At 57.6% G+C, this 18,004-nt stretch carries 11 protein-coding genes; all 11 read left to right on the forward strand.

Going from position 1 to position 18,004, the window contains the following annotated elements:
* The first annotated feature begins 1 nt into the window (after position 1).
* The 11 genes from tssF to L350_RS18605 all read left to right on the forward strand — a co-directional run bounded on the left by tssF (position 2) and on the right by L350_RS18605 (position 18,004).
* Complete coding sequence (gene tssF / locus L350_RS18655; RefSeq protein ID WP_023300321.1) at positions 2-1,873, forward strand: type VI secretion system baseplate subunit TssF; 1,872 nt, start codon at positions 2-4, stop codon at positions 1,871-1,873.
* Positions 1,870-2,913: a type VI secretion system baseplate subunit TssG gene (tssG, locus tag L350_RS18650; protein WP_032624085.1), complete on the forward strand. Its 1,044-nt coding sequence runs from the start codon at positions 1,870-1,872 to the stop codon at positions 2,911-2,913. Before tssF ends, tssG begins: the two co-directional genes overlap by 4 nt.
* A 38-nt stretch (positions 2,914-2,951) precedes the next feature.
* Complete coding sequence (tssH, locus tag L350_RS18645) at positions 2,952-5,567, forward strand: type VI secretion system ATPase TssH (protein ID WP_032624086.1); 2,616 nt, start codon at positions 2,952-2,954, stop codon at positions 5,565-5,567.
* Positions 5,568-5,591: 24 nt separating this feature from the next.
* Positions 5,592-7,025 (forward strand): serine/threonine protein kinase, encoded by a 1,434-nt coding sequence (locus L350_RS18640; RefSeq protein WP_023306450.1) that lies wholly within the window; start codon positions 5,592-5,594, stop codon positions 7,023-7,025.
* 25 nt (positions 7,026-7,050) lie between these two features.
* Positions 7,051-8,517: a Tle-like phospholipase domain-containing protein gene (locus tag L350_RS18635; protein WP_032624087.1), complete on the forward strand. Its 1,467-nt coding sequence runs from the start codon at positions 7,051-7,053 to the stop codon at positions 8,515-8,517.
* Positions 8,514-9,275 carry an ankyrin repeat domain-containing protein gene (locus L350_RS18630; RefSeq protein WP_023300316.1) on the forward strand — a complete coding sequence of 254 codons (762 nt, stop codon included), beginning with the start codon at positions 8,514-8,516 and terminating at the stop codon, positions 9,273-9,275. Before L350_RS18635 ends, L350_RS18630 begins: the two co-directional genes overlap by 4 nt.
* Positions 9,276-9,327: 52 nt before the next feature.
* Positions 9,328-9,744: a hypothetical protein gene (locus tag L350_RS18625; RefSeq protein WP_022648397.1), complete on the forward strand. Its 417-nt coding sequence runs from the start codon at positions 9,328-9,330 to the stop codon at positions 9,742-9,744.
* A gap of 84 nt (positions 9,745-9,828) precedes the next feature.
* On the forward strand, positions 9,829-12,411 hold the full coding sequence (locus tag L350_RS18620) for a type VI secretion system Vgr family protein (protein WP_032624088.1): 2,583 nt from the start codon (positions 9,829-9,831) through the stop codon (positions 12,409-12,411).
* A 1-nt stretch (position 12,412) separates the two neighbouring features.
* Complete coding sequence (locus tag L350_RS18615; protein WP_223861961.1) at positions 12,413-12,919, forward strand: hypothetical protein; 507 nt, start codon at positions 12,413-12,415, stop codon at positions 12,917-12,919.
* 207 nt (positions 12,920-13,126) lie between these two features.
* Positions 13,127-13,567, forward strand: a complete 441-nt coding sequence (locus tag L350_RS18610) for a DcrB-related protein (RefSeq protein ID WP_022648394.1) — start codon at positions 13,127-13,129, stop codon at positions 13,565-13,567.
* A 3-nt stretch (positions 13,568-13,570) separates the two neighbouring features.
* The gene (locus tag L350_RS18605; RefSeq protein WP_032624089.1) at positions 13,571-18,004 is read left to right on the forward strand and encodes an RHS repeat-associated core domain-containing protein; all 4,434 of its coding nucleotides are present in this window, start codon (positions 13,571-13,573) and stop codon (positions 18,002-18,004) included.

Consider the following 18,004-nt stretch of genomic DNA (forward strand, 5'->3'; position numbering starts at 1 on the left):
TATGGAAAGCAAACTGCTCGAATATTACAACCGTGAACTGGCCTATCTGCGCGAGATGGGCGCGGAGTTCGCCGAACGCTACCCAAAAGTGGCGGGGCGGCTCGGCATGCGCGGCATCGAAGTGGCGGATCCGTACATAGAGCGCCTGATGGAAGGTTTCGCCTTCCTGACCTCCCGCGTGCAGATGAAAATGGACGCCGAATTTCCACGCTTTTCACAGCGTATGCTGGAGATGATTGCGCCAAATTATCTGGCGCCTACGCCGTCGATGGCGATCGCTGAAATTCAGCCCGACAGCAGCCGGGGCGACCTGAGCAAAGGCTTTATTGTGCCGCGCGGCACCATGATGGACAGCCTGGCGCTGAAAAAAACCGGCGTTACGTGCAGCTATACCACGGCGCACGAGGTCAACCTGCTGCCGTTAAAAATTGAGCGGATCGAGCTGGGCGGCGTTCCCGCCGATCTGCCGCTGGCCCAGCTCGGCCTGAGCCAGCGGGGGATCAGCAGCGCCTTACGGATCCGCATTGCCTGCGATGGCCCGCAGCATCTCGGGCATCTGGATTTTGACCGCCTGGAGTTCTTCTTGAGCGGCCCGGACATCGAGGCGCTGAAGCTGCTGGAGCTGGTGATGGAGCACCACGCGGGTATTGTCTGCCAGACGGTCAGCAAGCAGCCCCAGCGCCAGCTGCTGTCGTCTGACGCCCTGCGTCAGGAAGGCTTTGATGCGGATCAGGCGCTGCTCCCGGACGATCTGCGTAACTTCGACGGCTATCGCCTGTTGCAGGAGTACTTTGCGTTCCCGGCGCGTTTTCGCTTCATCAGCCTGAGCGGGCTGGGCAAGCTGATCCAGCGCTGCGAAGACGAAAAAGCGTTTGATATCTTCATTCTGCTCGACAAGAGCGACGATCAGCTGGAGCGCGTGGTGGATGCCAGCCACATGGCGCTGCACTGTACCCCGGTGATCAACCTGTTCCCGAAAGTGGCGGCCCGGCAGAAGCTGAGCGAAAGCCAGCATGAATACCATCTGGTGGTGGATAACATCCGCCCGCTGGATTATGAAATTTATGCTGTGAAAAAAATCTATGCCAGTGCGGATGGTCAGCGGGACGACCAGACGTTTCGTCCGTTCTGGAGTACCTGGAGCGGAGACGCGGGCAACTACGGCGCCTATTTTTCACTGCGCCGTGAACAGCGCGTCCTGTCTGAACACGCGCTGCGCTACGGCACCCGCACGGGCTATATCGGCTCGGAGGTCTTCGTCTCGCTGGTGGATGCGCAGCACGCGCCGTGGCAGGAGAATTTGCGCTACATTTCCGCCGAGGTGCTGTGTACCAGCCGCGACCTGCCGCTGATGCTCCAGCAGGAGCTTGGGCAGTTTATTATGGCAGACTCCATGCCGGTGAAGGCGTTAACCCTGCGTAAAGGCCCGACGCCGCCGCGTCCGGCGCTGGCGGAAGGGTTCAGTACCTGGCGGCTCATCAGCCAGCTGCAAATGAACTACCTCAGCCTGATGGACAGCGAAAACGAAGAGGGCGCTGCCGCGCTGCGTCAGCTGTTAGGGCTGTACGCTAACCTCGCCGAGACGCCGGTTGCCCGTCAGGTGGATGGCGTTCGTCACTGCGTGCTGGAGCCGGTGCACCGCCGCGTGCCGGAACCCGGCCCGGTGGTGTTCGCCCGCGGGATCGGCATCACCCTGACGGTGGACGAACGCGCCTTTTCCGGTGCCAGCCCGTGGCTTTTCGGCAGCGTGCTGGAACGCCTTTTTGCCCGCCTGGTCTCCATCAACAGCTTTACGGAGTTCACGCTCAAGAGCCAGCAGCGCGGCGAAATCGGCTACTGGGCGCCGCGCATGGGTAAAAGGGCGCTGGTATGAGTGAAGTTGCCCCTGCAACGCTGCGCGTGCATCGCCTGACGCCGCTGCCCGATGCGTACTGGCGCGGAGTGCGCGAGACGCCGTGGCGCTACGATCTGTTTCAGCTGTTAAGACGTATTGATGCCCAGGGCGGTGAACGTTACCCGCTGGGGCGCGCGCCGCTGCCTAAATTTGAGCCGCTGCGTATTGGTCAGCAGCCTTCAATGGGGTTTGCGCCGTCAACGGTTGCCGAGGTCCGGCAGCGGGAAGAGAACGGACTGCATGAGGTTTCCATTCTGAGCTTCGGCCTGTTTGGTCCTAACGGCCCGCTGCCGGTGCACATGACCGAGTATGCCCGCGAGCGTATTCATCATCATCAGGATCACAGCCTCAGCGCGTTTGCCGACCTCTTTCACCACCGCCTGACGCTGCTGTTTTACCGCGCCTGGGCGGACGCGCAGCCTGCCGTTTCACTGGATCGCGACGACAACAGGCGCTTCGAAGGGTATCTTGCATCGCTGATTGGCATGGGTCAGCCCGGCCAGATGTCGAAAGGCAGCCTGAGCCCGCATGCCCGCTTTACTCACGCCGGGCACCTGACCCGCCACGGGCGGGACCCGGAAGGGCTGGAGAAGATCCTGCGCAACTATTTCAACATTCCGGTCAGGTTGGTGGCCAATGTACCGCAGTGGATGCCGCTCTCAACGCGGGAGCAGGCACAGCTGGGTGAGGGGCGTCGCCTGCCGCGCATGGGGGATTCCGCTTTTCTTGGCATTGCGGTACGCGACGTGCAGCATAAATTTCGTCTTGAGATTGGCCCGTTGAGCGCAGACGAATACAACCGTTTTCTGCCGGGCGAAGGGTGGGTCACCGAGCTACGCGACTGGGTGCGACAGTACGCCGGGGTGGAATTTGAATGGGAAACACGGGTGATCCTGCGCGCCGATGCGGTGCAGGGCGCCACGCTCGGCAGCGCCGGGCGATTAGGGTACAACACCTGGCTGGGCCTTCAGCCTCAGCCTGTTCCGCGTGGCGATCTGGTGTATCGCGCAGAGCGATAATCCTTCCGTATACCGAATCATTGTTAATGGAAACTAACATGTCAGAAATTAGCCGTGCCGTGCTTTTCGGCAAACTGGATACGCTGTTATTTACCTCTCTGGAAAGCGCGACTGCCTTCTGTAAGCTGCGCGGCAACCCGTACGTTGAGCTGGTGCACTGGCTGCATCAGCTGATGCAGCAGCAGGATGGCGATCTGCAACAGGTCATCCGTCACTTCGCCCTTGATGAACAGCAGCTGACGCGCGATATCGTGGCGGCGCTGGATGCCCTGCCGCGTGGCGCGAGTTCCGTCTCTGATCTTTCCGAGCATATCGACAGCGCCGTCGAGCGCGCCTGGGTCTACGGCTCGCTGAAGTTTGGCGTCAGCCGCATCCGCGGCGGCCATTTGTTGATCGGCATACTGAAAACGTGGAATCTGGCTAACGTGCTGAAAAGTATTTCGGCGCAGTTCACCCGTCTTAACGTCGAGGTGCTGATCGAGCAGTTCGACGCTATTTGCGCCAGCAGCAAAGAGAGCCAGCAGGCCGCCGCCGCTGCGGACGCAGCTGCCGGGGCAGTACCGGCTGCGCAGGGCACGCTGGCGCAGTATGGTCAGGATCTGACGGCGCGCGCCCGGGATGGGAAAATTGACCCGGTGGTGGGGCGCGATGAAGAGATCCGCCAGATGGTCGATATTCTGATGCGTCGTCGCCAGAACAACCCCCTGCTGACCGGGGAAGCTGGCGTCGGGAAAACGGCGGTGGTGGAAGGGCTGGCGCTGCGTATCGCTGACGGCGACGTGCCTGAGCCGCTGCAAAACGTTCAGCTGTGGCTGCTGGATATCGGCATGCTTCAGGCCGGAGCGGGCATGAAAGGGGAATTTGAGGCGCGCCTCCAGGCGCTGATTAACGAGGTGCAGTCCAGCGCCACGCCGATTATTCTGTTTATCGATGAGATCCACACCCTGATTGGCGCTGGCGGCCAGCAGGGTACCGGTGATGCCGCTAACCTGCTCAAGCCTGCCCTGGCGCGTGGGCAACTGCGCACCATCGGCGCGACCACCTGGGCGGAATACAAAAAATACATTGAGAAAGATCCGGCGCTGACCCGCCGTTTCCAGACCGTACAGGTTCACGAGCCGGATGAAGCGAAAGCTGTATTGATGCTGCGCAGCACCGTGTCGCCGCTGGAAACTCATCATCAGGTTTTACTCCTCGACGAAGCGGTCAGCGCGGCGGTGAAACTGTCGCATCGCTATATTCCTGCGCGTCAGCTGCCGGATAAAGCGGTGGCGCTGCTGGATACCGCCTGCGCGCGCGTGGCCGTCAGCCAGAGCGCGCCGCCTGCCCAGCTGGAAGACTGCCTGCGTCATCTGGCGGCCCTGGACGTGGAGCTGGAGATTGCCGAACGTGAAGCGCGCGTGGGGGCGGGCGATCCGGCGCGCGTGGCGACATTAAGCGCCGAACGTGACGCGTTCGAAACCCAACGCGAGGCCCTGGCTCGTCGCTGGGAAGAAGAGCGCACGCGGGTGCAGGAAATTATCCGTCTGCGTGCCGCACTGTTTGCTGCGAGTGATGAGGATACGGCTGAACTGCGCGGCCAGCTGACAGAACAGCAGCAGGCGCTGAAGACCTTACAGGGTGACGAACCGCTGCTGTTTGCCGCGGTCGATGAAAACGTGGTGGCTGCGGTAGTTTCGGACTGGACCGGGATCCCGCTGGGCCGGATGGTGAAAAATGAGATCGACGCGGTGCTGAACCTGGCTAATACGCTGAACCAGCGGGTTATTGGTCAGCGTCACGGTCTGGATCTGATTGCCCGTCGGGTAAAAACCTCGCGGGCGAAGCTTGACGATCCGAACAAACCGGTCGGCGTATTTATGCTCTGCGGGCCGTCCGGCGTGGGCAAAACCGAAACCGCGCTGGCGCTGGCGGAGTCGCTTTACGGCGGCGAGCAGAACGTCATTACCATCAACATGAGTGAATTCCAGGAAGCGCACACCGTTTCGACGTTAAAAGGTGCGCCTCCGGGCTATGTGGGCTATGGTGAAGGCGGCGTCTTAACCGAGGCCGTGCGCCGCCGTCCCTACAGCGTGGTGCTGCTGGACGAAATTGAAAAAGCGCACTCGGACGTGCACGAGATCTTCTTCCAGGTCTTCGACAAGGGCTGGATGGAGGACGGCGAAGGGCGTCACATTGATTTCCGTAACACCATTATTATTCTGACCTCTAATGTCGGTACCGAGCTGATCGCAGCCATGTGCGCCGACCCGGAACTGATGCCGGATCCTGATGCGTTAAGTGGCGCCCTGCGCCAGCCGCTACTGGAGGTGTTCCCGCCTGCGCTGCTGGGCCGCCTGCTGGTGGTGCCGTATTACCCTCTGAGCGACGAGATGCTGGGGCAGATTGTGCGTCTTCAGCTCAGGCGCATTCAGCGTCGTCTGGAAGAGAATCACAATATTATTTCTGAATTTGACGACAGCGTGGTCGAACAGATTGTTCAGCGCTGTACCGAGGTTGAGTCGGGCGGGCGTATGGTGGATGCGATTCTGACCAATACGTTGCTGCCTCAGATGAGCCAGATTTTACTTACCGCCAGCCGCAGCGACGAGCAGTACCGACGTCTGCATGTCACCTGCGAGCAGGGCGAGTTCCACTGTCAGTTTGCCGCGTAATAATCATCAAGAGAACTGTAAAAGATGACGGATAATGATAACAATCGGACTGTCCCAAACGCGCTCCCGGTCGGGTACCGTTTCAATGAGTTTGAGATAAAAGAGGTGATTGGCGGCGGCGGATTCGGCATCGTCTATCGCGCCTGGGATCACCAGCTCGAACGCACTATCGCTATCAAAGAGTTTATGCCTTCCTCCCTCGCCGTGCGCGGCGAGGATATGACGTTGGTGCTGCGCAGCGAGCGCTTCGGCAAAGCGTTTTCTGCCGGTCTGAACAGCTTCATCCAGGAAGCCCGCCTGCTGGCGCGCTTTAACCACCCGAACCTGCTGCACGTGCTGCGCTTCTGGGTGCAAAACGACACGGCCTATATGGGGACGCTGTTTTACAGCGGCACCACGCTGTCGCGTCTGCGCGAAGAGAAACCGGAGCTGATTAACGAGGCGTGGATCCGCCGCATGCTGCCAATGCTCTTCGGCGCCATCAAAACGATCCACGATGAGGGCTACCTGCACCGCGACATCTCGCTGGATAACATTCAGATTCAGGATAACGGCCTGCCGGTGCTGCTTGATTTCGGATCGGCGCGCCGCACCATCGGTAATCTCTCGGATGAGACGGAAACCATGCTGCGTCCGGGGTTCGCGCCTATCGAGCAGTATACCGACGACAATGAAAGCGAGCAGGGGCCGTGGACGGATATCTACGCGCTCGGCGCCGTATTGCGCACCCTCATCGTCGGCTCTCCGCCACCGGTCAGCGTGGTGCGTTCGATTCAGGACACCTGCAAACCACTGGTGGAGCTGATGCCGCAGGGGTATTCCATTCCGCTGCTTCAGGCCATCGACAAGGCGCTGGCGCTGCATATGGAAGACCGTCCGCAATCCATCGAAGAGTTTGCGGCGCTGATCGAGATGCCCGTCGCCGGTATCGACGAGGTGCTGACCGCGAAGAAGACCGGCACGATGCTGGTGCCGGTGGAAGAGGAGACATCTGCTTCCGCGCTGGACTGGCGACGTTACAAGCTTCCGGGGCTGGTGGCCGCGGGCGTGCTGGTTGGGGTGGTTGCCGGTGCGATGCTGTTCGGCGGCGGCAGCCAGGAAACGCCAGCGCAGACGGCGCAAACCCCTGCCGTGAGTCCTCCGGCTGAAACCTCCGCCGCAGCGGAAACCAGACCGGCAACGGCCGACGTGAGCGAGCCGGTAGCGCCACCTGCTACGGCGCAGCAGAGTGCGTCGCCTGTCGACGCCAGCCCGGTCGCGCTGGTCTATATCCGCATGCTTGATGGCGAGACGCTGAAGGTGAACGGCGAGCCGAAAGCGCTGCGTCCGGGGAATAACGGTTACGCATCGCTGAAACTGCCTGCAGGCGAGACCCGCATTGAACTGGAAGGCAATGGAAGAACGCGTACCCAGACGCTGGATATTGCGAAGCCAGGCACCTGGCTGGTGAATCCGTAAGCCTGCGGGTAACAGGACGGAGCGAATGTATAACATCAAGTTTGTCTATCTGTTCCACGAGAACGTCTCGCCAGCGCTGTTTGCGAAAATAATCCGCCCGTCCGTTGCCGGACAGTGGATTATGTCGGTTCCCGACCATTCGCTGCGCTCGCTCTTCACGCGCTACGATCTGCTGCGCACGATCACCGGTGCGAATCCTTATCAGTCCGGGCGCGATACCCGCACGCTGATCGCGCAGGATTTAGAGATGGGCAGAGTGGTTGCTATTGACGAAAGTTTTCGTGACTGGTCATCTGTAACGGAAATTTTTTATATCAACGCCAAAGGGCAACTCCAGGCTGCCTCGCTGGTCGGCCTGGGCTGGTATCCGGTGAGTACGATTGTTGACCGCTACGAAACCATGGTGAGAACGTACGGATCTCGCCCTGCGCCAACGGTACTGCCAAAACAGGTAGTGAAATCTAAAACGGCACAGGTGCCGGATGAACCTACTCCCGGCAAGGACGGTAAAACCTATGCCGGGCAGCTTCAGAAGATGACCAAAGCAGAACGCTGGCAGGCGCGTAAGGATCTGATTGCGAAGGGGAGCAATAGCCTTTATCCGGATGCCCAGATCGCCGCGAAACGTCTGGCAGCGAATAATATCGCGGTGGAAAAAGCGAAGCTTGCGGAAAATATTTATAAGACCGTGAACCCGCTCGAAACCACACCGGACGTGCCGGAGGGATGGACAGATATCAGTAATGACGATGCGCTGTTAGGAAAGTTCGGGCTGAACAAATCCATGCTCTTTGACGATGATACGTCCCCCAATTTTCTGGCGCGCGTCTATCAACCGAAGCCGGAAGTGTTTGGTGCAGATATGAACCCCACGCTGGTATTCAGGGGATCGCGCGAGCCTGGTTTCGCCTCTCTGTCTGAGAATGTCTCCTCTCTACTGACCAAAGGGGAACTGGCGCAGGTGGTAAACGGGGCTGACTGGTCGAATAACTTCTCACAGGGCATGGGTATGGCTTCAGATTATTATAAAAAGGCCGTGAGTATCGGTAAGGAGCTGGCAAGGTCAGGGCAGAATATTGATATTGCCGGTCATTCCCTTGGCGGTGGTCTCGCCTCTGCAACCTCTATGGGCAGCGGGAAAGCGGGGTGGACGTTTAACGCCGCCGGCCTCAATGCCGGAACCGTAGAAAAATACGGCGGTAAGATATTAGGCAGTACGGATAATATCCAGGCGTATCGGGTTGAAGGTGAACTGCTGACGAAGATTCAGGAAGTTAACCCCTGGGAAGATCTGAAAACGATGAAAGGGCATGTCCCTTCGTGGATCCTCAAAGAGGAAATCTCTGCGCTGAGCCCTAATGCTGCCGGAATATCCCATGATCTTCCCGGTGGAACCGGAAGCGCGCTGGACCGCCACGGAATTAATCAAGCGATTGATTGCATAGAGCAACAGAAGGATGAGGATATTTCGATAATCGGGAGTCGATTGTGAAAAAAGGGTTGATGGCTTTTGTCGCGTTATGTTTTTTATTCATGATTCAGGGGTGTAAGCAGGATATGGACCTTAATCCACAGGACTACTTCAGCGGCCAGCAGCTTGAACTGGCGAAAGCGATTGAGGAAGGCGACGTCGATGCGGTGAAGACGCTTGCGCCAGACAGCGACCTTAATCAACCAGGAAAGCAGGATATGACCCTGCTTTTCTGGGCCCTTGGCAACGCAATTAATGATAAAAAAACGTCGAGCCATTTAAAGGTGATTACGTTGCTAGTTAAGGATGGCGCAGATCCGCTCCAGCCTCGACCGCAGGGAAAAAGCAGTCCTGCTGAATTTGCCCTAAAGGGAGACAGTGCGGACTGGATCGACGCGATGTTGGACGGTGGCCTCTCACCCAACGTGAAAGATAAGGTTTTCCACGAACCGATCGTCTTCCAGTCGCTTAAAGCGAAAAATACAGAGACGCTGGAAGCCATGCTCGATCGCGGTGCTGACGTCAACTCAACCAACTCACTGGGTAAAACGCTGGTGTTTGATGCGCTGGATAACCAGGCTTACGATCATGTCTTGTTGCTGCTCGATCGGGGAGCGGATCCGTCAATTAAGGCCAAAAATGGCTGGTCGATGAGCAATGCGCTCGCGGACGCGCTGAATGGACTTGACCGAGGCAGTGAGCAATACGAGAAATTAAACGAAATAAAAGAGAAGCTCATCCAGAAGGGGGGCGAATGGCCACCCGCGCCGGTTAAGTGATTGCTCAACTGTCATGAACGCCAGAGATAAGGTTTTCGTTTTCTGGGGATGCATGGATGCCCTGGCCATTGTGCTCTATTGTGCCCAGTCCGTGCGACATGACAGAATCCCTTTTATTTCCGATATACACGCCTTCAGTACGGTTGTGAACACGCTGTCTGCTGGTGGGTATAGCGCTCTGGTTATTCTTTTCTTTATTCTCGATTTCTTGTTGTTGCTCTCTTTTATTGCCTCAGCATGGTGCTTCTTCGCCCGGAATTTATACGCGAGAAGACTGGCGCTCTACCAGGAAATACTGCGTCTGGTTGGATTTCGCTACTCAGTTTCCCTTTTTCCCCTGGTGTTAAGTTTCACGGGCGTGATGAATGTCTGGCTAAATGGCTTTTTGTTCTTTTTGTCAGAGTTTCTGAAAATCTATTCCCTGTGGATTTATAAATATGAAGGGGAATGGCCCCCGGTTAAAGAGTAAGACGGCCAACAACCAGAACATTCACGTTTAAAAAAACCTTGCGTTAAAAATACTCTCAGCATAAACCATTACGGAATAAAGATTATGCTCAACCGAATTACCGTTCAGCTCCCGGTTGAGGGGCTGCTTTTCTGGAAACTCTCCGGCCGCGAGGCGATGTCCGAGTCGTACGCGCTGACGCTGACCCTGCTCGGCACGGATGCGCGCCTTGACCGCAGCAGGCTGCTGGGCCAGCCGGTCACGGTGACCATTCCGACGCAGAACCTGCTCACCCCCCGCTATATCAACGGTAAGGTGACGCGCGTGGCGGTGAGTGCCGTGGAGCTGACGGGCACCCGCTATGCGGTCTACCAGCTGACTGTAGAGCCGGACCTGTGGCCGATGAAGCGCGACCGTAACCTGCGGATTTTCCAGGGCCAGACGGTACCACAGATTGTGAAAACCCTGCTGGGTGAGCATCAGGTTAACCTCGAAGACAAACTCACCGGCAGCTACCGGGTGTGGGATTACTGCGTGCAGTATCAGGAGTCGAGCCTGGACTTCATCAGCCGCCTGATGGAGCTGGAGGGGATTGCGTATCACTTCAGCCACGAGGCGGACAAGCACACCCTAGTACTGACCGACGCAGCGACGCAGCATCAGCCGTTCAGCGGCTATGAGGTCATTCCTTACCATCAGACGCCGTCCGGCGGCAGTACGGATGAAGAGGGCATCAGCCAGTGGGCGCTGGAGGACAGCGTGACGCCGGGGATTTACAGCCTCGACGACTACGACTTCCGCAAGCCGAACGCGTGGCTGTTCCAGGCGCAGCAGAACCCGGCGTCACCGAAACCGGGCAGCATCGACGTGTACGACTGGCCGGGCCGCTTTGTGGAGACAGGCCATGCGGAGTTCTACGCCCGCATTCGTCAGGAGCGCTGGCAGGTGGAGCATCAGCAGATTCAGGCGACGGCCACGGCGGCGGGCATTGCGCCGGGCCACATCTTTACCCTGACCAACGCGCCATTCTTCAGCGATAACGGTGAGTATCTGGTGACGGCGGCCGGGTATCACTTCGAGGAGAACCGCTACGCGAGCGGCGAGGGGGAAACCATTCACCGCACCGATTTCACCGTTATCCCGGCGGCGGTGTCGTACCGTCCGGCGCAGAGCACGGCGTGGCCGCGGACCTACGGCCCGCAGACGGCGAAAGTCGTGGGGCCGCAGGGGGAGAGTATCTGGACGGACAAATATGGCCGCGTGAAGGTGAAGTTCCACTGGGACAGGCTGGCGAAGGGTGACGACACCAGTTCCTGCTGGGTGCGTGTCTCCAGCGCATGGGCGGGCCAGGGCTACGGCGGGGTGCAAATCCCGCGCGTCGGCGATGAGGTGGTGGTGGACTTTATCAACGGTGACCCGGACCGACCGATTATCACCGGGCGCGTGTATAACGAGGCGAGCATGCCGCCGTGGGCGCTGCCGGCTGCGGCGACGCAGATGGGCTTTATGAGCCGTACGAAAGACGGTTCAGTGGACAACGCCAACGCCCTGCGCTTTGAGGACAAGGCGGGAGCAGAGCAGGTGTGGATCCAGGCCGAGCGCAACATGGACACCAGCGTCAAGAATGATGAAACGCACAGCGTTGGCGGCGCGCGCAGCCATTACGTGAAGAAAAATGAGCTGCATCGTGTTGAAGCGAACCAGATCCAGGCCGTGAAAGGCGGAACCGAGATCCTGACGGGAAAAGGCAAGCTGGATGCAGCGGTAGAGCAGTATGTCATTGCTTCCGGGACGAAGCTGCGGCTGGTCTCGGGTGAGAGTGCTATTGAGCTTAACGCTAACGGCAAGATTAACCTGATTGGCAAAGAGTTTAACTTTTTCGTTGAGGGAGATGGGTATATCACCACGGGTGGTAAGCTGCATCTGAATACCTCGGGAACCAAGCCGGGCACAACGGCACCGGGATCGGGGCATAAAGGGGATATTGATGCGGCGGTGCAGGAGAAGTTTTCTCCAAATAAAAGTGCTAAGAATCCGGCTCCCGCAGTTTCAGCGCCAGCAGCATCCAGACCAAAACCAACAACAAAATTTGCAGCAGCTCCACCATTAAAAGGGAGTTACGTTTATCAAAATAATTCCTACAACTCTGATGTGATGCCCTTCAGTGAAGATGTAGTTAAGGAAATCAATAAGTCACCAACGCTTCAGACACAATTAAAAGATCTAAAAGATAAAGGGTGGGCTATCCAGCCGGGAGCCGCAGGAGGGGGGAGTTACGCTGATACTAATAATAAATTGATTGTCATGGACCCTGAACATATGGAGGATACAGCCACAACTGTGCAAACTCTGGCACATGAGGCAGGGCATGCAACTTATCCTGTTGCGGTAGATGCTTCGAGTAAGGAAAACTTCATCAACAGCCAGCTTATGGATGAAGGTGGAGCAACGCTGAATAACATTAAAATACAACGCGAGATCCTTGCAAACGGCGGTATTGATATTGATATAGCGGGAAGTGCCGAAAACCTAAAAGCATATAATTCTGCATATGATAAAATGGTGAGCGGTGAGTTATCTCGCATTGATGCAGCCAAAGCAATAGGAAAAGTGTATGGTAAAGGCGAAATAGCCTCAGGGACTAATTTAAATTATAATGATTACTATGGAGGATTCTATGGAAAGTAGGATGATTAAAGCTACATTCCTCATTGTTCTTCCACTATTTTCAGCATTTACCTATGCAGGGCATAATAAAATGAATCAAGATTCGTTGTGGCAAATGATCAAAGAAATGAAATCAGTGTGGGGTAAACAAGTTGAGGATGTCAGTAAACTGTTTAACCAACCGCTGATTAATAATACACAGGAGAAAGAAGACCGTTATACTTCAGCTCCCTTTACGTTAACTGATGGCACACGGATCAGCGATGTGGATGTTCGTTTATGGGGAAATGGCGATAACAGCGTATCTTTGATTTCTTTCGTAATTAATCATCCATGTATTACTCTTGAACAAGTCAAATCTCATTTTCCAGATCTGAAATTGTCTAATATCCCTCGCGGAAACACGCCGGGACAATCAGTTGGATATCGCACTCCTACCGATGAACGCGGGCTGGCATGGGCATTTAGCTTTCCAGTTCTGAATCAGGAATGCCTGAGCAGGGTAGTTATGTCACGCTACGAACATTAAGTTGCGAGGCAACTTTACGGGCTGTGAAAGAAGATAATTATCAAACGGCCAATAATATCGCTGCCCCTAAAGTTTTTGCGGAAAAAAAAGAAAGTGCTAACGTTGTAATGATCTTGTCCCTCTGAGTCGCTAAGCAGTAATTAATATTGGCTGTATAAACTTTAGCGCTTTTAATCTTATTTTTCTAATATCATCCCGAGTTCACTTATGAAATACACCCTCCAGGAAGGTTCGTTTTCCCTTTTCCCTGCTGCCTGGCAGGATAACAGCATGAACATTATTCGCGATGACGAAAGCGGGTTATCTGTAGTGGTCAGCCGCGGCGTCATCCCGGATGGTAGCGATTACGAACAAGAGTTCCACCGTCAGTGGGAAGTCCTGCGCCCTCAGATGGGGGAGATCGCCCAGAGCGAATTTCAGCACGTAAAAGCCGGGCCAGACGGAAACATTAGCGGACTGGAAGTTGAGACCACCTTTGACCGTAACGGCCAGCGCCTGTGGCAAAAACAGCTGGCCGTGCAGACGCCGGGCAAACCGGTACTGATGATTTTTACCCTCTCGGCCTTAAAAGCCTTTACGGAAGAGGACGAGGCGCGCTGGAGCGCACTGAAGCAAAGTCTGACGCTAAACGACAACCGGAATGTGTAAGGCATGAGCGATAACAACGCGGCCCGTAAGGGCGACGAGATTATTCACTCCAGCATTTTTGCTGATATAACCAGCATTGTGGCGGAAGGTGCCGCCTATGCGGTGATTGGCGCGGCTGTGGGGGCAGCAGCTACCGTGGCGGCGCCACTGCTGGGAGCCGGGGCGGCAGCCGCAGGCGTGGCGGCGATCGGATCCAGCTGTCTGCTGAGCGGCATTATTGGGGGTGTCCTGGCGAACGTTGCGGGGATCACCGACGATATCAGCAACGCCGCTGAAGGGCTGGGCAACGCGCTTTTCCCGCCGTCGCCTGCGGGTAAGATCACTACCGGTTCCAGTAACGTTCTTACCAATGCGATCCCCGCTGCACGCGCAGCCGGGAACTTGACGCCTGCCGATACTCCTTCCCCTGAGCCGCAGTCTCCGGGCAGCTTTGCCGACTACGCGGGCATGCTGCTTGCCGCTGCCGGACAGTTCGGCAGCGAAATGTGGCAGCCGAGCGTGGCCTCTGCCGCTGCCGGGACCTCGCCGCTGGAAGAAGACAAGGTGGCGTGCGAGAAACACTCCGGGCCGCAGTATCTGGCGGAAGGCTCGAAAAGCGTCTTTATCAACGGGCAGCCCGCGGTGCGTGCAAAAGATCGCACCACCTGCGAAGGCACCGTTTCCGACGACGTCTCCCCGAACGTGATCATCGGCGGCGACACCCTCACGGTTCGCGATATTAAAAGCGGCAAAACGCCGGGCCTGGCGCTGGGGATGATTGCGCTCTCCCTGCTGCGCGGGCGTCCGGGCAAGATCCTGAAAAACATGCCCTGCGCGCTGGCTGCTGCCGGTGGCGGGATGCTGGCCGATATGGCCGTCAACGCCGTGTTCGGCTCCTCGCACCCGGTTCACGCCGCTACCGGTGTGAAGGTGCTGAATGACGACGACGAACTCGATTTCTCGCTGCCGGGGCGCTTCCCGCTGCGCTGGCAGCGCAGCTACAACAGCCTGACCACCCGCGAAGGGCTGTTTGGTCTGGGCTGGGCTACCACCTTTGACAGCTATCTGACGCTGGAAGAAAACAACGCCACCTGGTTCGATGAAACCGGGCGCGAGCTGAGCTTTGAACTGCCGCCGGTCGACCGCGCGTTTTACAGCATCAGCGAAGGCATTATCATCCGCCGCAATGAGAGCGGCGACGTGGCGATTGCCGACGATGACGGCGCGGTGTGGCGTCTGTATAAACCAACCCGGGCGAACTCCTCAATCCTGCGCCTGGCCTCCCTCAGCGACGAATACGGCAACGCACTGCTGACGGCGTGGGATGAACACGGGCGGCTGGTCGGTCTGCACGATGAGCCGCGGGCGATCGACGTCACTCTGCGCTATGAAAATGAACGTTTCCCGCAGCGCGTTACCTCGGCGAGCCATTTCGACGGCAACCAGACATGGCCGCTGATGCAGTGGGGGTACGACGTGCGCGGCCAGCTGGCCAGCGCAACGGATGCCTCCGGCGTGGTTACCCGTGAATACCGTTATAACGATGATGGCCTGATGGTCTGGCACCGTCTGCCGGGCGGTCTGGAGAGTGAATACCGCTGGCAAAAATTCGACCACTGGCGCGTGGTGGAAAACCGCACCAGCACCGGCGACGGCTGTCGCTTTAGCTATGATCTAGCCGCCGGGCTGACGACCGTCGATCACTACGACGGTCAGACGCGAAAGCATTACTGGAACGCGCAAAACCTGATTGTTCGCTACGTTGACGAGCGCGGTGAGAACTGGCGCTACGAGTGGGATGACAACGAACTCCTCACGCGCCGCATCGATCCGCTCGGTAATGCCGTTACCTTCGTCTATGACGACATGGGCAACCGGGTGCAGGAGATCGACGCCGACGGCAATACACGCGCCACCACCTGGCTGGAGCACCGTGCGCTTCCGGCCTCCATCATCGAAGCCGACGGTAGCGCCACCCGTTTCCTGTATGACGAACATCACGGGCTGAAGTGCGTGGAGGATCCGATGGGGCAGACCACGCTGCTTCGTCGGGACGAGTTTGGTCAGGTCGTGGAAGAAGTTGATGCCGCCGGCAACAGCCGCTACCAGGAGTACAACGAGGCCGGGCAGATGGTGAGTGTTACGGACTGTTCGGGCCGTGTGACACAATACCGTTATCATCCGCTGGGCTGGCTGGTGGCTGAGATAAGCGCCGACGGCGAAGAGACGCGTTACCGCTACGACGCCGCAGGGCGTCCGGTACAACTCGATCGCCCGGAAGGCTGGACGGAATCTCTCAAATGGAACGAACGTGGCCTGCCGGTGAAACATGCGGGCGCCGACGGGAAAGAGAGCGAGTTCATATACGACGAGGCAGGGCGCTTAACCGCCACCCGTAATACGCAGGGTGAAGAGGTGCGTCGCCGCTGGGACAGCCGCGGGCGTCTGATTGCCCTGGAAAACGAAAACGGCGAAGCGTACCAGTTCCGCTGGGGTGCGGACTCGCTGCTGCTGGAAGAGGTGGGGCTGGATGGCGTGGCCTCGCAGTATCGCTACGACGCCTGTGGGCGTACGATAGCGCGCACCTTTGCCGCCGGACATCCGGAGGCCATTACCCATGCCTTTGCCTGGAGCGCGAGCGGCCAGCTGGTCGCCCGCACCACGCCGGAAGGGCAGACCCGCTACCACTACACCCCGTCCGGCCTTCTGAGCCGGATTGGGCTGCATCCCGCGCTTTCAGCCGATGCCTGGAGCGCCGAAGCCGAGCAGGAGCTTGTGTTTGAGTATGACGCGCTTGGACGCGTCACGCGCGAAACGGGCGAACACGGCGAGCTGGCGTGGGAGTATGACGCCCTCGGTAACCGCACCTCCGTCACGCTGCCCGATGGCCGGGAGCTGAAACAATTCTATTACGGTAGCGGGCATCTGCTCAGCATTGCCCTTGATAAGCTGTCGGTCTCCGACTTTACCCGCGACGAACTCCATCGTGAAACCAGCCGTACGCAGGGGCTGCTGACCACCCGCAGCGAATACGACCGCCTTGGCCGACTGCATCGCCGGGACGTTTTTACCGGCAATGCCCAGCGCCCGTCGCCGCGCCGCTGGTCCCGCCGCTGGGATTACGACTATCGCAATAATCTTGTCCGCGAAGAGCGGGACGATAACCCGTTCAGCTGGTACCGCTGGCAGTACGACAGCGCAGGGCGCCTGCTCGTTCAGGACGGCACGCTGCCCGGCCAGGAGCAGTGGCGCTGGGATGCGGCCGGTAACCCGCTTGAGGGGGCTGCTGAGAAAGTCACGCACAACCGTCTGACGCAGCTCAACGGCATTCGCTGGCGCTATGACGTCCACGGACGCACCGTGGAGAAAGATAACGGCCAGACCCGCTGGCACTACCGCTACGACGGCGAGCACCGCCTGACGGAGGTCATCAGCCAGCCGCGGGACCGCAACAGACCGCAGACGCAGGTCAGCTTCCGCTATGACCCACTCGGACGACGCATCAGCAAAACGCGTCGCCAGATGCTGGGCGGCCAGCCAACCGGTAAGCCTGTCACCACGCGGTTTGTCTGGGAAGGGTTCCGCCTGTTGCAGGAAGTGCACGGGGATGAGCCGCTGACCTACGTCTACAGCGATCAGGACAGCTACGATCCGCTGGCACGTATTGACGGGGTTGATGCCCCGGAGATCTTCTGGTTCCACTGTCAGCCCAACGGTACGCCGGAGCGGATGACGGATATTGAAGGGCAGGTGCGCTGGGAAGGGGTCAACAGCGCCTGGGGAAAACTGCTGCGGGAAAGCGAGACGCAGATATCAGGATATTCCCAGAACCTGCGCATGCAGGGGCAATACCTGGACCGCGAGACAGGGCTGCACTACAATCTGTTCCGGTATTACGACCCGGACTGCGGACGGTTTACGCAGCAGGACCCGATAGGGCTGGCGGGGGGGATAAATCTTTACCAGTATGCGCCGAATGCGCTGGGATGGGTGGATCCGTGGGGGTTGAGCCGTGAGTGTAGTGGTAAAACAAAACCTGATTTCTATGTTGGTCCAAGTGGCCCTAGTTCGACTATGCCTTCTACAGCATATCGTTATATGGATAGCAAATATGCTCCACAGACAATAGAAAATAAATCAGCCCCGTTAAGTTATTTTGGGTATACGAAATATAAATCTGCAAATGAAGCCAGGGACGCCTATCAAATTTTTTATGAGAAAGGTAATCCTGATTCATGGAGTGATGCACGTTTATTAGGTGAGTTTGATACATTACAACTGTATAAAAATGGAGTACCTCAAGTGCAAGTACCTCTTGCCAATGGTGGTCGAGGGCCTGGATATGAGCTTTTCACCAGTGCATATCCTGAGTATGGTAAAGGTGGGGCATTACAGTTGCTACCAATCGAACGAAATTACCCTGTTATTTTTGAACGTGTTACTATAATTCCGGAGTAA

This window comes from Enterobacter sp. MGH 4, assembly GCF_000534735.1.
GTDB lineage: Bacteria > Pseudomonadota > Gammaproteobacteria > Enterobacterales > Enterobacteriaceae > Enterobacter > Enterobacter intestinihominis.